Source organism: Flagellimonas sp. 2504JD4-2, assembly GCF_053642935.1.
On the sequence record NZ_JBSIOV010000004.1, the window covers coordinates 184079 to 198953 of the forward strand.

Annotated in this window: 14 protein-coding genes and 1 tRNA gene; 6 read left to right on the forward strand and 9 right to left on the reverse strand. The window is 39.8% G+C overall.

The window, feature by feature from the left end:
• Positions 1-16 precede the first annotated feature (16 nt).
• Together ACULLH_RS16160 and ACULLH_RS16165 are read right to left on the reverse strand one after the other, a co-directional pair.
• Complete coding sequence (locus tag ACULLH_RS16160) at positions 17-274, reverse strand: hypothetical protein (protein WP_454089789.1); 258 nt, start codon at positions 272-274, stop codon at positions 17-19.
• 4 nt (positions 275-278) lie between these two features.
• Positions 279-731, reverse strand: coding sequence for an SRPBCC family protein (locus ACULLH_RS16165; RefSeq protein ID WP_454089790.1), 453 nt, complete (start codon positions 729-731; stop codon positions 279-281).
• A 139-nt stretch (positions 732-870) separates the two neighbouring features.
• On the opposite strand from ACULLH_RS16165, the gene ACULLH_RS16170 reads away from it, so the two are divergent.
• The 6 genes from ACULLH_RS16170 to ACULLH_RS16195 all read left to right on the forward strand — a co-directional run bounded on the left by ACULLH_RS16170 (position 871) and on the right by ACULLH_RS16195 (position 7656).
• On the forward strand, positions 871-1731 hold the full coding sequence (locus ACULLH_RS16170) for a peptidyl-prolyl cis-trans isomerase (protein ID WP_454089791.1): 861 nt from the start codon (positions 871-873) through the stop codon (positions 1729-1731).
• Complete coding sequence (locus ACULLH_RS16175; RefSeq protein ID WP_454089792.1) at positions 1724-3118, forward strand: peptidylprolyl isomerase; 1395 nt, start codon at positions 1724-1726, stop codon at positions 3116-3118. Before ACULLH_RS16170 ends, ACULLH_RS16175 begins: the two co-directional genes overlap by 8 nt.
• Positions 3119-3124: 6 nt before the next feature.
• The gene (locus ACULLH_RS16180; protein ID WP_454089793.1) at positions 3125-4078 is read left to right on the forward strand and encodes an AAA family ATPase; all 954 of its coding nucleotides are present in this window, start codon (positions 3125-3127) and stop codon (positions 4076-4078) included.
• Positions 4079-4177: 99 nt separating this feature from the next.
• Positions 4178-6448 (forward strand): aconitate hydratase, encoded by a 2271-nt coding sequence (locus ACULLH_RS16185; protein WP_454089794.1) that lies wholly within the window; start codon positions 4178-4180, stop codon positions 6446-6448.
• A gap of 76 nt (positions 6449-6524) precedes the next feature.
• Positions 6525-7091, forward strand: a complete 567-nt coding sequence (locus ACULLH_RS16190) for a TlpA family protein disulfide reductase (RefSeq protein ID WP_454089795.1) — start codon at positions 6525-6527, stop codon at positions 7089-7091.
• Positions 7092-7095: 4 nt separating this feature from the next.
• Positions 7096-7656 (forward strand): TlpA family protein disulfide reductase, encoded by a 561-nt coding sequence (locus ACULLH_RS16195; RefSeq protein WP_454089796.1) that lies wholly within the window; start codon positions 7096-7098, stop codon positions 7654-7656.
• Between the two features lie 2 nt (positions 7657-7658).
• Here ACULLH_RS16195 and ACULLH_RS16200 read toward each other — a convergent pair whose 3' ends face one another.
• From ACULLH_RS16200 to ACULLH_RS16230, 7 genes are all read right to left on the reverse strand, one after another.
• Positions 7659-8108: a beta-carotene hydroxylase gene (locus ACULLH_RS16200; protein WP_454089797.1), complete on the reverse strand. Its 450-nt coding sequence runs from the start codon at positions 8106-8108 to the stop codon at positions 7659-7661.
• Positions 8109-8948, reverse strand: a complete 840-nt coding sequence (locus tag ACULLH_RS16205; protein WP_454089798.1) for a phytoene/squalene synthase family protein — start codon at positions 8946-8948, stop codon at positions 8109-8111.
• Positions 8949-8952: 4 nt separating this feature from the next.
• Positions 8953-10407, reverse strand: a complete 1455-nt coding sequence (locus ACULLH_RS16210) for a phytoene desaturase family protein (protein ID WP_454089799.1) — start codon at positions 10405-10407, stop codon at positions 8953-8955.
• Positions 10408-10425: 18 nt separating this feature from the next.
• Positions 10426-11325: a MerR family transcriptional regulator gene (locus ACULLH_RS16215; RefSeq protein ID WP_454089800.1), complete on the reverse strand. Its 900-nt coding sequence runs from the start codon at positions 11323-11325 to the stop codon at positions 10426-10428.
• A gap of 901 nt (positions 11326-12226) precedes the next feature.
• Positions 12227-12310 (reverse strand) — tRNA-Leu (locus ACULLH_RS16220).
• Positions 12311-12391: 81 nt separating this feature from the next.
• Positions 12392-13105, reverse strand: a complete 714-nt coding sequence (locus ACULLH_RS16225; RefSeq protein ID WP_454089801.1) for a gluconate 2-dehydrogenase subunit 3 family protein — start codon at positions 13103-13105, stop codon at positions 12392-12394.
• 2 nt (positions 13106-13107) lie between these two features.
• Complete coding sequence (locus ACULLH_RS16230; RefSeq protein ID WP_454089802.1) at positions 13108-14826, reverse strand: GMC family oxidoreductase; 1719 nt, start codon at positions 14824-14826, stop codon at positions 13108-13110.
• Positions 14827-14875: the final 49 nt, after the last annotated feature.

Here is a 14875-nt window from a genome sequence, read left to right on the forward strand (position 1 = left end):
TAGTCACTTTTTACATTTAAAAATCGTCCAAATACACTTCGCCTCTATGGGGTTTAAGAATTTCTCTTGCTTCTTCCATTTCAAACTCTGCCACAACCATGAACGCAATACTATGATTGTCACTAAAATGATTCACACCGGTTATATCGAATTTCAATTCTTCAATAACGATGAACTCTTCAAGGTGCTTTCTATAATGTTCAGCGGTTTTAGCAGCTCCAGGCCCACGGAAATCCCAAATCATTTTTATTTTTCTATCCAAAATTTTTGTCATTTTGCTAGGTGTTTAGTACCGATGTGCCATTTTCCGCGAAGGCTTTAAAATCTTCCAGATACTTGCACGATTGTTTTTTGAAAGCTCCTGGCATAAGAAAAGCCATGATTTTCATTCCGATACCTGAAAATTGAAATTCACTTTCAGAAATCCACCTTGTCTTTCCATTTTCTTCTTTAAAGTAATTTTTTTGGATATTATGTACTCCCTTGGTGTCGTAGGTAGTATGCATTTCATCAGGAAGGTTTCTTTTTATAAGGGTCTCTATCATATCAAACTCACGTTTTCCCATTTTATATGTCAAACTCATCTGGGCACCCTCTCGGCTGGGATCTGGAGACAAGAGCTCATATTTTACAAGGCCCCGTTGCCAATGTTTCATATTTTCCGCGTTATCCAATTTTTTGAGGAATTCATCACGCGGGAGGTCGATGACAATTTCTATGGTATACTTCATGTTGGTTGGTTTTTTACTAATGTAATAATTTATGCGATTAGAATACAGAGCTACTAAAAATCTGTTAATGGGAAAGCAACCTGCTTGCGAGCCATGATGTAATTGTTATTTTTGCGGAATGCTTATGCTACAAAAAAATATGAAACCTCTTTTAGGTTTGATTGTTATTGCATTTTTGGGTTCTTGCGGTTCCATTTTTAGGGAAAAAGCAGAAAAGGAACCTTTGGCCCGGGTTGGGGATATCTACCTTTATAAAGATGATGTCGCCTCGCTTATTCGGGATGATATGTCTCCACAGGATAGCGCATTGTTCGTGAACAATTATATCAACAACTGGGCCTCAAAACAGTTGTTGCTCTCCAAATCTAAAATCAATCTACCAGAAGATGAATTGGCCGAGTTTGATCGCTTGGTTGAAGATTATCGAGCTGATTTGTACACCCGTGCCTACGTTGAGGCCCTGGTACTCCAAGCCCAAGACACCGCGGTGACCACTTCACAGCTTAGGTCTTATTACGAAAAGGAGAAGGAAAATTTTAAGCTGAACGAGAAATTGGTGCAATTGCGGTTTGTAACACTACCTCCACAATTTTTGGACAAGGATGAGGTAATCGCAAAAATGAAGGAATGGAAAGACGAGGATAAACAATACTTGGATTCCATTGCCGTCCAGTTCAAAAAGATACATTTTAACGATTCCATTTGGGTAAGCACATCCCGGGTAATTGAACAAATACCAGCTCTTTCCTCTATAAATGAGGCCGACTACTTAAAAAAATCACAATTTTTTGAATTGGAAGATTCCTTAGGGGTATATTTGGGAAGAGTGCGTGATGTATTGGAAATCAATGACACAGCGCCATTTGAATATATTTCACCTGATATCAAACAGCTGATTTTAAATCGACGAAGGTTGGATTACGTAAGAAAGCTGGAAACTGAAATTATTGACGAAGCAACAAAGAAGAACGAATTCGAGGTTTATGAAAAAAATGAGTAAGAAACTGCTTTCAATGGCATTGTTTGCCGTTGCTGGATTGGTCAGCGCGCAGGAAAGCGACCAGGCATTGGTGGAAAAAGATAGCACTGAGGCGACTACAAAAGTGAAATTGGATGGTATTGCTGCAGTGATCGGAGACTATGTTATCCTTGAATCGGATATTGAAAAAACATTTATTGACCTAAAGAGTCAGGGTGCCTCCACGGCCGATTTTACCCGTTGCGGAGTACTTGGTAAGTTGATGGAAGATCGTTTATATGCGCACCAAGCGGTGCAGGACAGTCTCTTGGTATCCGATGATCAAGTGAATGCACAAAGTGATAGACAGATTCAACAATTGACAGCCCAAGTGGGATCCATTGAAAAAGTATTGAAATTCTATAAAAAGCAGGATATCGAAAGTTTTAGAACAGAGCTTTTTGAGATTAATAAGCTTCGTATGCTTTCGGAGAAGATGCAGGGCAACATAGTTGAGGAGATTGAGGTGACTCCAGAGGAGGTTCGCCAGTTTTTTGGCAAAATTCCTGAAAACGAGCGACCCGTTTTTGGAGCAGAGTTGGAAATAGCCCAAATTGTTAAACAACCGACAGCTCCAGATTCGGAAAAGCAGAAGGTCATAGACAGATTGAAGCAAATAAAGCAGGATGTTGAGGAAAATGACGCTAGTTTCAATGTAAAGGCCATTTTATATTCCCAGGATCCAGGTTCAAAATCTAAGGGAGGATTTTATAGCATGACCCGTGAGACTCCTTTCGTAAAAGAATTCAAGGATGTTGCCTTTAGTTTACAGGAAGGTGAAATTTCGGAACCGTTTGAAACAGATTTTGGATATCATATCATTTATATAGAAAAAATAAGAGGGCAGGAAGTTGATTTAAGGCATATTCTTTTAATTCCTGAAATACCTCAAAGTGCAATAGACACTGCGGTTAAAGAATTGGATACTATTCGTCAACAAATTTTGGATGGAAAATACACCTTTGCCGAAGCTGCATTGAACTTTTCCGAAGAAAAAGAAACCAAGTTTGATGGTGGATTGCTTCGTAATCCTATCAACTTTGATTCTCGATTTGAGTTGACCAAAATGGATCCAACCCTATATAATCAGGTTCGGAACCTCAAAGACGAGGAAATTTCAAAACCGATACGAGAAAATGACGAAAGGGGAGGAGCGCCCAAGTTTAAGATTATGAAGATCTCCAACCGCTATGACGAGCATACGGCGGATTTTGCAAAAGACTATATCAAGATTCAAGAGTTGGCATTAAGAGAAAAGCAATTTAATGCCATTAAAGAGTGGATGAACGAGCATATCGAAGACACTTATATCCATGTAAACACTGAAAACAGGGGTTGCGATTTTGCAAATAAATGGGTAAAGGAGTAAATATATATGTCAGACGTTGTTGCGGTTGAAAACCTGGTAAAGAAGCACCAAGCGCTTAAAAATGAAATTGCCAAGGTCATAGTTGGCCAAGATTTGGTAATTGAACAGATTTTACTTTCCATTTATACAGGTGGACATTCTTTGTTGATTGGAGTACCTGGATTGGCTAAAACTTTAATGGTAAACACTATTGCCCAAACCTTGGGACTTGATTTTAAAAGAATCCAGTTTACACCAGATTTAATGCCAAGTGACATTTTGGGGAGTGAAGTTCTGGACCAGAATCGAAACTTTAAATTTATAAAAGGTCCTGTTTTTGGGAACATCATCCTTGCAGATGAGATCAACAGAACACCTCCCAAGACCCAAGCGGCGCTTTTGGAAGCAATGCAGGAAAAGGCAGTGACCATTGCTGGTCAGCAGTATAAATTAAATATGCCCTATTTTGTATTAGCAACACAAAATCCTATTGAACAAGAGGGAACCTATCCCTTACCGGAAGCACAATTGGACCGTTTTATGTTCGCTATCGAATTAAAATACCCCTCCATTGCTGAGGAGATTCAAGTAGTAAAATCCACGACAACGGATGATGAAGTGCAACTGGATACCCTTTTTAGTGCTGAGGAGATAATTGAAGTACAACATTTGGTACGAAGAATACCTGTGCCCGAGAATGTGATAGATTACACCGTTAGATTGGTAAACAAGACCAGACCCCGCATGGAAGGGTCTTTAGATTTTGTGAACAACTACGTGGATTGGGGTGCTGGACCCCGTGCATCCCAAAATTTAGTGTTGGGAGCAAAGGCCCATGCAGCTATCCATGGGAAGTTTTCTCCGGACATTGAAGATGTTAAGGCAATTGCTATGGGAGTTTTAAGGCACAGGATATTAAAAAACTATAAAGCCGAGGCCGAAGGCATTTCTGAAGAAAAAATTATTTCAGAATTGTTATAAATACAAAATCCTACCGACTTATTTGCCAAATTCTAATTCCTAAATCGTAGGTATTTTAGTAAATTAGCCGAATTGTAAAAATCTTAAATCCAATCTAGAATGGCATTTGACATTAAGATGATCAAGGGTGTCTACGCTTCAATGGGGGAGCGCATCGAAAAAGCCCGCGAACTAGTAGGGCGACCTTTGACCCTTGCTGAAAAAATATTGTATTCACACCTTTGGGAAGGAACCCCAACCACACAGTTTGCTCGAGGCAAGGACTATGTAGATTTTGCTCCGGATAGAGTGGCATGTCAAGATGCGACTGCACAAATGGCATTATTGCAATTTATGCATGCCGGAAAACCCAAGGTGGCTGTTCCTACCACTGTACATTGTGACCACCTTATTCAAGCAAAGGTTGGTGCCAGTGCGGATTTAAAAAGAGCAAACGAGACCAGTAATGAGGTTTTTGACTTCTTGGAATCCGTATCCAATAAGTATGGAATTGGTTTTTGGAAGCCAGGAGCTGGAATTATACACCAAGTTGTATTGGAAAACTATGCTTTCCCTGGTGGTATGATGATCGGGACAGATTCACATACCGTGAATGCCGGAGGATTGGGTATGGTGGCCATTGGTGTTGGTGGTGCCGATGCTGTGGATGTTATGGCCGGAATGGCTTGGGAATTGAAATTCCCGAAATTGATCGGAGTAAAATTGACCGGGAAACTTTCGGGTTGGACCGCTCCAAAAGACGTGATACTCAAAGTAGCTGATATTCTTACCGTAAAGGGTGGTACAGGTGCTATAATTGAATATTTCGGTGAAGGGGCAACTTCTATGTCCTGTACCGGAAAAGGAACCATTTGTAATATGGGAGCTGAGGTAGGTGCAACAACCTCCACCTTTGGATATGATGAGTCTATGGATCGCTATTTGAGAGCCACAGACAGAGCAGATGTTGCGGATGCAGCTTTAGAGGTAAAAGAGCATTTGACAGCTGATGCTGAAGTCTATGCCAATCCTGAGCAATATTTTGATCAAGTGATTGAAATCAACTTGAATGAATTGGAACCACACTTGAATGGACCTTTTACTCCAGATTTGGCAACACCAATTTCAAGGATGAGCGAAGCGGCCAAAGCAAACGATTGGCCTTTGAACGTTGAAGTGGGATTAATAGGGTCTTGCACCAACTCTTCCTATGAAGATATTTCAAGAGCTGCATCATTGGCAAAACAGGTCTCGGATAAAAACCTAAAGACTAAATCAAAATTCACAATAACACCTGGGTCAGAACAGGTAAGATATACCATCGAAAGGGATGGATTTATTGATACATTCGATGCTATAGGCGCCACAGTGTTTGCGAATGCATGTGGACCTTGTATTGGAATGTGGGATCGCTACGGGGACAAGGCAGCGGATGGACCAAGAAACACCATTGTACATTCCTTCAATAGAAACTTTGCTAAGCGTGCTGATGGAAACCCAAATACCTTAGCTTTTGTAGGCTCTCCTGAATTGGTTACGGCTATTGCCATTGCTGGAAGGTTGGATTTTAATCCGGTCAGCGATAAATTGATCAATGAAGATGGCGAAGAAGTGATGCTGGACGAGCCAAGAGGGTACGAGTTGCCACCAGAAGGTTTTGCAGTAGAAGATGCTGGTTTCATCGCGCCTATGGAAGATGGTAGCGGGGTTCAGGTTGTGGTTTCTCCTACTTCCGAAAGACTTCAGTTATTGGAGCCATTTGTTCCCATATCGACGGAAAGTCTGCAAGGTGTTAAACTTTTGATCAAAGCTTTCGGTAAATGCACTACGGACCATATTTCAATGGCAGGCCCTTGGTTGAGGTATCGTGGACATTTGGATAATATAGCAAACAACACCCTGATTGGTGCTGTCAACGCATTCAACAAGCAAACAAATTTTGTCAAGAACCAATTGACAGGGGAATACGTAGCTGTTCCTGATGCGCAAAGGGCTTATAAAAAAGAAGGAATCAAGACCATAGTGATTGGAGATCACAATTATGGGGAAGGTTCTTCAAGAGAGCATGCTGCAATGCAACCTCGTCATTTGGGTGTTGCAGCGGTATTGGTCAAGTCTTTTGCTAGGATTCATGAGACCAACTTGAAAAAACAAGGTATGTTGGGATTGACCTTCGCCAATGAAAGTGATTATGATTTAATTCAAGAAGATGACACGTTCAACTTTGTTGACATTGCTGAATTTGCTCCAGGGAAACCTTTAACATTGGAGGTGATACATGCGGATGGAAGCAAGGACACCATAGTTGCTAACCATTCGTATAATGAATCACAAATTCATTGGTTCAAAGAAGGTTCTGCATTAAATGTGATCAAAAAAGAGAATGCATAAAATACCTTTCGGATAATTCAAAGAAACTCCTGATATTGTATCAGGAGTTTTTTAGTTTTAACCAAATCCTAACCTAATGAAAATCAGTAAAAAAACGGTTCTTAATGTCGTACTTATTCTATTCGTACTTTCCTTTTTTATCTCCCCACTAGGTTTAGGACATTATGGTAAGATTCTATTGAACAGGATATTTGCTTCATCACCGCCGATCATAGAAGAGTCAAAGCGTGAGAAAATCACAGATTATGATTGGAAGCTCAAAGACGCGGAATGGAACTTTTTCAATTTTGAGAAATCAAAGGGCAATGTCATTTTTATAAATCTATGGGCTTCTTGGCGATTGCCCAGTGAAGCTGAATTGGCTAGTATTCAGGAACTGTACGATACCTACAAGGGCAAAATGGATTTTTATATCATTACCAATGAAAATAGACCTCCTGTTGAAGAGTTCATGACAAAAAATGGATTCACTTTCCCAGTCACCTATTTGATCATAGGTGAAAAAACGCCCATCAATCCAGATGAAGTACCTTCTTCTTATCTTATTGATAAATCTGGAAATATTGTGATCTATAAACGAAAGATTGCGGACTGGAGTACGACCAAGGTATATGACCTATTGGACGAATTGATTGCCGAATAATTGAATGAAATTTACTAAAGAACAGCTGAGCAATGCCGTTTGGATCTTAGCTATTATTTTAATTGTGTTTACGCCTGTGGGCTTTCATGCCCGGGTTTTTGTGGGAAAGATTTTTGCCATGGATGCCGATATTGTTGAGGCTGGAAAACAAAAAACTTTGACGGATTATAATTGGAGTTTAATGGATGTTGAAGGAGGTCAAATGAATTTCGTATCCAAAAAGGGAGAGGTGAGTTTGGTCAACTTTTGGGCGACATGGTGCCCTCCCTGTGTGGCTGAACTTCCGAGTCTTGAAAAACTTCATAACGATTATGGGGACAAGGTGAATTTTGTTTTTGTTACCAATGAGGAAACTGAAAAAGTAAAACGGTTTCTCGAAAAGAAAGGGTACAGTTTACCTGTTTATGCTGAGAACTCCCGGACTCCCGATGAATTTTTTTCCAGAAGCATACCGGCTACCTTTGTTCTAAACAAATCTGGTAAAATTGTAGTTGATGAAAAAGGTGCTGCCGACTGGAATTCAGTAGGTATCAGAAATCTGTTGGACCAGCTTTTGGAAGAATAGCTTTATTTTTTGAAATACTTAAAGGGTACGACCAACATTCCGAAACATTCCCCATCTTTTCTTCCTAAATGTTTATGATGGATTTTATGTGCCCTTCGTACCCCACGTGCATACCAATTATTGGCATTTCGAAACAGTCTAAAACGTTGGTGGATAAAAATATCATGAACCAAAAAGTAGGCGATACCATAGGCTAGAATACCAAACCCCAGTGGCCAACCGTACCAAAAATCGGTTTCTGCCCCGGAATAGAAACATACCATACTTACCACTGCATAGAAGATAAAAAAAGCATCATTCCGCTCAAACCATGAATCATGGTCTTTTTTATGATGATCTTTGTGAAGACTCCATAAAAACCCATGCATCACGTACTTGTGGGTAAACCATGCCATGAATTCCATAATGGAAAAGGTGCCAAGAAAAATCAATATCCAGAGGAAAATTTTCATTTAGAGCAATTGTAATTTGTAGTTGACATAAGATTCCGCCAAAAGTCCGAATTTTTGATAGTTTGGAACACGGATTCGTGTATTTTTTATTTCGAGTGGTGGAGTACTCTGTAGCTTTTGAAGCAGTTTTTTATAATAGCGATAAGCCGTATATACGCCAAACTTGGCCTGTTCCGGAAGTTTTACAATACCGGAATACCCGACAGCAAAATCAGCCTTGATTTCGTCTACAATTCTTTTTTTAGAAGCTTCGTCCAGCTCCATTAAATTGGTATTGGGAAAATAAGTGCGGTCCAAATCCTCAAAATCGGCTTTTAAATCCCTCAAAAAATTCACTTTTTGAAAGGCAGAACCCAAGGCCATTGCAGATTCCCTTAACTCATTATATTGTTCCTTATCACCATTGACAAAAACACAAAGACACATTAAACCAACTACATCCGCAGACCCATAAATATATTCCTTGTACTCCTCATAGGTAGTGTACTTCTTTTTGGTCAAATCCATTCGCATACTCTTCATAAAGGACGCTACAAGATGATGTGGGATATCGTATTTGTGATAGGTATGCTGAAAAGAGTTTAAAATGGGGTTTAGACTTATTTTATTTTGTACTGCAGCCTCCAATGAAGCCTCAAAACTCTCAAATAACTCTTTCTTATTATAATCGTGAAAAGTATCCACAATTTCATCTGCAAAGCGCACAAAACCATAAATATTGTAAATATCCTTTCGTATGGAGGCTGATAACATCTTTGTTGCCAAAGCGAAAGATGTGCTATAAGATTGCGTCACAATTTTACTGCAATCGTAGGAAACACGGTCAAAAATAGTTTTCATGGGCTTAAGCTTTTTTAGTTATCAGATCTGCCACCAATTTTCCGGAAATCAACGAAGGTGGAACACCCGGACCGGGAACAGTGAGCTGACCTGTAAAAAACAAATTTTCTACTTTGCTACTCTTGAGGTTAGGTCTTAAAAAGGCGGTTTGACGCAATGTATTTGCCATACCATAGGCGTTGCCCTTATAAGAATTGTATTGTTCAATAAAGTCTTTAACACAAAAGCTCTCTTTAAAGATAATGGATTTTTTGGCTCCTTTTTCTGTATGTTGTTCGAACCGATCCATCACAATATCAAAATATTGATTTCTTAACACTGGAGTGTCTTGTAAACCTGGAGCAATTGGAACCAGAAAAAAACCAGTTTCGCATCCCTTCGGAGCCATTGTAGAATCTGTTACAGAGGGAAAATTGGCATAAAACAGAGGTTCGCTTGGCCATTGTGGATTGTCATAAATTTCAATAGCATGCTGGTTAAAATCTGTGTCAAAGAAGAGGTTATGGTGCTTGACCTGTGGTAGTTTTTTATTGAAACCGACATAAAATAAAAGTGATGATGGAGCGTAGATTCGATTGTCCCAATAATTTTCAGAATATTGACGATATTTTTTTGGCAATAAACTTTCTGAATGATGATAATCAGCTCCGCTGACAACTAGATCTGCTTCATGATCTTGTCCAAAACTATGAATTCCCTTTACTTTACCATGATCAACCTGAATTTCGCTGACAGGGCTGTCCGTATGGAATTTCACCCCAAGTTCAGCGGCCAAACTTGCCATGGCCATGATAATCTGGTACATTCCACCCTTTGGATGCCACGTACCCAAGCCGAAATCGGCAAAATTCATGAAGCTATAAAAAGAGGGTGTCTTACTGGGTTTAGCACCCAAGAAAAGTACTGGAAACTCCAAAACGGAAACTAACTTTGGGTTTTTGAACCTTTTCCGAACTTCATGGCTTATGGTTTTAAAAAACTGATCCACCCGCAGTATCGTTTCTTTGGTTACTAACTCCAAAGGAGATAGACCTGGACGAAGCACTACCTTGTTGATGGCAATGTCATAATTGTCCTGCGCTTTGTTGATAAAGCTTTTAAGTTTAACGGCGCTGCCTGATTCAACCCGTTCGAACTCCTCACATATTTTTTCCATGCAATCACCAATGGTGATGGTGTCATCCTTAAAGAAAATTTTATACGCTGGATCTAATTTATCAAGCTGGTAGTAATCAGAGGTTTTTTTATTAAAATCAGCAAAGAATTTGTCAAAGATATCGGGCATCCAGTACCAACTGGGACCCATATCAAAGGTAAACCCATCCTTTTTAAATTGTCTGGCCCTCCCACCAACGGTGGAATTCTTTTCAAAAACTTCCACCTGAAAGCCAGCTTGCGCTAGATAGCAAGCCGCGGAGAGCGAGGAAAAGCCCGAACCTATGACAATTACTTTTTTCATTTTTTGAATGGAATTCCCTTATAAAGTGCTGACAACTTGTTCCAGGGAATCGAATACTTTAATATTTTCAGGAAGATTGCCCAAATCGACATACTGGATTTGATGGCCCAATACATACAAATTGGAATTTCCTGATTGATTTAGTGTTTTAGAGAATTTTTCGAAGTACGAATCCAGTTCATCCTTGGTAGGTGAGACCGTGAAATAGGATAGGAAAGTCAGATTGTCGTAATATTTTAATAAATCCTCTAAACTTTCAATGGGCATGGTCTGTCCCAGGTAAATCGACTTGTAACCCCTGAGAGTTATTTCGTAGTTGATATATAGCAATCCGAGTTCATGGATTTCGTTTTCTGGTAAAAAAAGTGCAAAAACCTTATCCTTCTTGGTTGGTTCCACCATTTGAAGCTTTTCTGTATTGACAAACAGTTTTTGTTTGATCAAATGCGTAATAAAATGCTCATGCGCTGGGCTTATGGTGTCAGTCTGCCACAGAAGTCCAAGTTCGTTCAACAATGGAATAAAAACGTCCGAGAAAATCTCCCTAAACGATTTTTCAGATAGCAAACTACTGTAGGTATTCAAGAACAGTGTCTGGTCAAAATTTACCATAGCTAATTTAAAAGCATTGATAGCATGGGTTTTTTCACTGTTTTTCGAAACGATTTCCCGTACCATTACGGGTATTTGGGCTTCCTCTATCTTGGCTATTTTGGAAATCTTATAACCATTATTATAGAGCAAAGTGACATTTAACAACTTTTGAAGACTTCCTATGCTATACGTTCTGATGTTTGTGTCTGTGCGTTCAGGAGTGAACAGATTATATCTTTTTTCCCAGATTCTAATGGTATGTGCCTTTATTCCCGATAGGTTTTCCATATCTCGGATACTAAAGGAAGCTTTAACATTGTTCATCTTTTCGGTATAAACGTTAAACAAATTTACGATTTAATCAGAGTTGACCTAATTTATTGTCATAAAATTTGTAAAGATTCCATGGAATGCTTTATTTCACGCGCCGAAGTCAGATAACTCGGACAAATATTTAGTTCCCCACAGTAAGTAAAAATCCTTGGGAATGATGGGGGAAATAGTTTTTGGTTAACATATAAGCAAGGGCAACCAAGGATTCGTATTCATTACAGCATAATAGAAGAGGTTTGACTAGGCCAAGTTGAAAGAACTACAACATTAGCCAGGAATGCATTTAGGCCATAACGATAGTGCGGATGTGCAATAATGCTTGCACAAGAAAAAAAACGAAAAGTCCAGATTTCCTTCACTGAACTTAATCATTTCAAAATCTCTGCTCTAAGGACAAGAGTATTTATCTTCTCAAGTATTTTTTGGATTTGAAATTGGTGAGTGACAAATCAGACTGCATTTAGTGATGCCAACCTTAAAAATGGAAAATAGCACGCCATACAACCTGTATTTTTTATAAGTTTTACAAGCTGGATATGGGATAGCGGAACAGTCTATGGACAGCTATTTTTCAGTCAAAATCTTAAAAAGAACGAACAAAACTGTAAGTAAAACGATGCCAATAGATCCGTAAATCTGGTTTTTTAGGTGTTTTTGCATGAGGTTGGATTAGGAACTAACAAGATAGGAATTTTGTGCTCTTAATCGTTATAGATTTGTAAATATTTTCGGCTATTTTGTTAAGAACCTTAGCTGGGAGGACCTAAAATCAAACGATGGAAAAAGGAATTGAGGAATCTAAGCCTGCAGATACTAAAAAAAGGACCAACTAGAGTTTTCTTGCTCTAATTCGCCCCTTAAATGATAAACTCCTGCAGATACAGGGTTTCAGTGCCCACGACTGGAGTCGAACCAGCACGTCCTTTCGAACACTACCCCCTCAAGGTAGCGTGTCTACCAATTCCACCACGTGGGCCTTTTGGAATTTGCGGGCAAATATCGTTAAAATTTAATTTGTTTCAACAAGGTTTTTCGAACAATTTACCATGATTCGGGATTAGGTCAACAGATTTCCATTTTCATCCCATTCTGCAATGACAGCCCTCTTGCTCTGATCCACACATTTTGCCAACCACTCATCATCGTATGACACATCATGTTTGGCAAGTACTTCGTCCGGTACACCATTCCACACATTGGGCATATTGCCCTTGTATCCCAATTCTTCAATCCCCATTTTGGTTGTGTAGTATCCTGAAACCGTCAAATTTCGCATTGTTGAAAAAAACTGGACTTCCAAAGGTTGCTCCTGCTCCGGAATTTCGGGGTTGGGGAAGGCAATGGTATCCAATATAGCTTTTTGCTGTTCCTCGGTAGCTGATTTGAACATGATATTGTAATCGGTATTGCACTTATGATCCAGCCACATCAATCCTCCACGTAACGGGATTTGTAGTTCTGGGATATCTTTTACCATGAATTCAATAAAATCCGGTACTTCGGCATTTGTTGCGCTTCCGTACTCACCGGTGGCAGGTAGAATTAAATCACAGAGAATGGCAATGGTTCCCATTTCATGCTCATTAAAAAAGACCTCTTCCAAAAGCTCTTGATCACGTTCCTTTTCCTTTGTTGTTCTACCATAGGTATAACTTTTAAGCGGAACAATTTCCTCATTTACGGCTTCAGATTTTGGTTTGCATCCATGGACAGCCAATCCGCTGGCAACACCACCTAACAAAATTGATTTTAAACTTTTTCTTCTATCCATGATCAAATGTTTTGCTTTTTTAGTTCTTCAACGATATAATCAGATGCTCTCCAGGCCAAGGCTAAAATGGTCCATGTTGGGTTTTTATCCGCTTGCGATACAAAAGGTCCGGCATCAACAATGAAAACGTTGTCCACGTCATGCATTTGCTGGTATTTATTTACCACGGAAGTCTTCTTGTTATCACCCATACGAGTTGTTCCCACTTCATGTATGATCTCACCTGGAGTCAAAATACCATAGTTTGCATCTTTTCCAGCTTTTTGTCCAAGAACCTGTCCGCCCATATTGTGGATGATCTCTTCAAAAGTATCCTGCATGTGCTTGACCTGTTTTATTTCATGGTCGGTCCATTTATAATGGAACTTTAGCACCGGAATACCATATTCGTCCACCTTGGTGTTATCAATTTCGCAGTAGTTGCTTTCTTGGGCCACAGATTCACCTCGTCCAGCCATCCCGATGACCGAGCCATAATATTTTTTAACATCTTTTCTCAGACCATCTCCATATCCTCCAACGGGCAAGCCAAAAAATTGATTTAATGCATTTGGATTGAAGCCAAATCCGTAACTGGGCATGCCCAAACCACCCCACATTTCAATATGATACCCCCTTGGGAAATCGAGTTTTTCGTTCTCAAGCCACCACGGGGTGTATACGTGCATACCCCCAACACCATCTTCGTTGTAGGTTTGCCTGTTCATAAGGTCAGGGATAAAACCCATTAGATTACTTCCTGTGGAATCGTGAAGGTATTTCCCCATCACATTGCTGCTATTCCCCAATCCATTTGGATGTTGCTTGCTTTTTGAATTCAATAAAATTCTAGCAGAACTACAGGCAGAAGCAGCCAAAACAACTACTTTTCCCTTGAGCTTATATTCTTTTCGATCTTCTTTGTTGATATATGATACCCCAGTGGCTTTACCCTCATCGTTGGTTGTCACCTCGCGTACCATGCAATTGACAAAAAGGTCTATTTGTCCACCGCTTTTCTGTGCCGGGAAAATAAGGCAAGTACCGGCTGAAAAATCGGCATAAACCTGACATGCTCTTGAACACTGGCCGCAATAAAAGCATACACCGCGATCATTGTTTATTTTTTTTGTAAGCATAGACATCCGGGATGGATAGACAGGAATGTTGGACTTTCGCGCTCCCTTGATGTAGTATAACTCGTGCAACCTTGGTTTTGGCGGGGGAAGGAAAAAACCATCTGGATCATTTGGAAGCCCTTCATTGGTGCCAAAAACCCCAATCAGTTTATCGACCTTATCGTAGTAAGGTTTTACATCTTCATACCCAATAGGCCAGTTGTCTCCTAAACCATCGATATTCTTTCTCTTAAAATCGTTTGGCCCAAAACGAAGTGAAATTCTTCCCCAGTGATTGGTTCGACCTCCTAGCATACGGGAACGGAACCACTTAAAATCGGTTCCTTTTTCCTTGGTATAGGGTTCTCCATCAATATCCCATCCACCATAGGCAGAATCAAAATCACCAAAAGGCCTTGTTGTGCTCGCACCACGTCTGGGGGATTCATAGGGCCATTTGAGCTGTGTCATTTGGTCTGGATCTGCTGGGTCAAAAAAGGGTCCTGCTTCTACAACGGCAACTTTTAGTCCAGCTTCTGAAAGAATTTTTGTGGCCATTCCACCACCTGCACCTGATCCCACAATGATGACATCGTATTCTTGGGAAGATTCGATTATTTGCATTTGCTCTGAATTACTTCAGCAAAATATAAAATTTAATAGGAAATTATTC

Excerpts from the sequence above, each read along its gene's own strand:
- ACULLH_RS16180 (WP_454089793.1), top strand. The coding sequence starts at position 3,125 with ATGTCAGACGTTGTTGCGGTTGAAAACCTGGTAAAGAAGCACCAAGCG.
- ACULLH_RS16230 (WP_454089802.1), bottom strand. The coding sequence starts at position 14,826 with ATGCAAATAATCGAATCTTCCCAAGAATACGATGTCATCATTGTGGGA.
- ACULLH_RS16225 (WP_454089801.1), bottom strand. The coding sequence starts at position 13,105 with ATGGATAGAAGAAAAAGTTTAAAATCAATTTTGTTAGGTGGTGTTGCC.
- ACULLH_RS16205 (WP_454089798.1), bottom strand. The coding sequence starts at position 8,948 with ATGAAAACTATTTTTGACCGTGTTTCCTACGATTGCAGTAAAATTGTG.
- ACULLH_RS16185 (WP_454089794.1), top strand. The coding sequence starts at position 4,178 with ATGGCATTTGACATTAAGATGATCAAGGGTGTCTACGCTTCAATGGGG.
- ACULLH_RS16200 (WP_454089797.1), bottom strand. The coding sequence starts at position 8,108 with ATGAAAATTTTCCTCTGGATATTGATTTTTCTTGGCACCTTTTCCATT.
- ACULLH_RS16175 (WP_454089792.1), top strand. The coding sequence starts at position 1,724 with ATGAGTAAGAAACTGCTTTCAATGGCATTGTTTGCCGTTGCTGGATTG.
- ACULLH_RS16195 (WP_454089796.1), top strand. The coding sequence starts at position 7,096 with ATGAAATTTACTAAAGAACAGCTGAGCAATGCCGTTTGGATCTTAGCT.
- ACULLH_RS16215 (WP_454089800.1), bottom strand. The coding sequence starts at position 11,325 with ATGAACAATGTTAAAGCTTCCTTTAGTATCCGAGATATGGAAAACCTA.
- ACULLH_RS16165 (WP_454089790.1), bottom strand. The coding sequence starts at position 731 with ATGAAGTATACCATAGAAATTGTCATCGACCTCCCGCGTGATGAATTC.
- ACULLH_RS16170 (WP_454089791.1), top strand. The coding sequence starts at position 871 with ATGAAACCTCTTTTAGGTTTGATTGTTATTGCATTTTTGGGTTCTTGC.
- ACULLH_RS16190 (WP_454089795.1), top strand. The coding sequence starts at position 6,525 with ATGAAAATCAGTAAAAAAACGGTTCTTAATGTCGTACTTATTCTATTC.
- ACULLH_RS16210 (WP_454089799.1), bottom strand. The coding sequence starts at position 10,407 with ATGAAAAAAGTAATTGTCATAGGTTCGGGCTTTTCCTCGCTCTCCGCG.
- ACULLH_RS16160 (WP_454089789.1), bottom strand. The coding sequence starts at position 274 with ATGACAAAAATTTTGGATAGAAAAATAAAAATGATTTGGGATTTCCGT.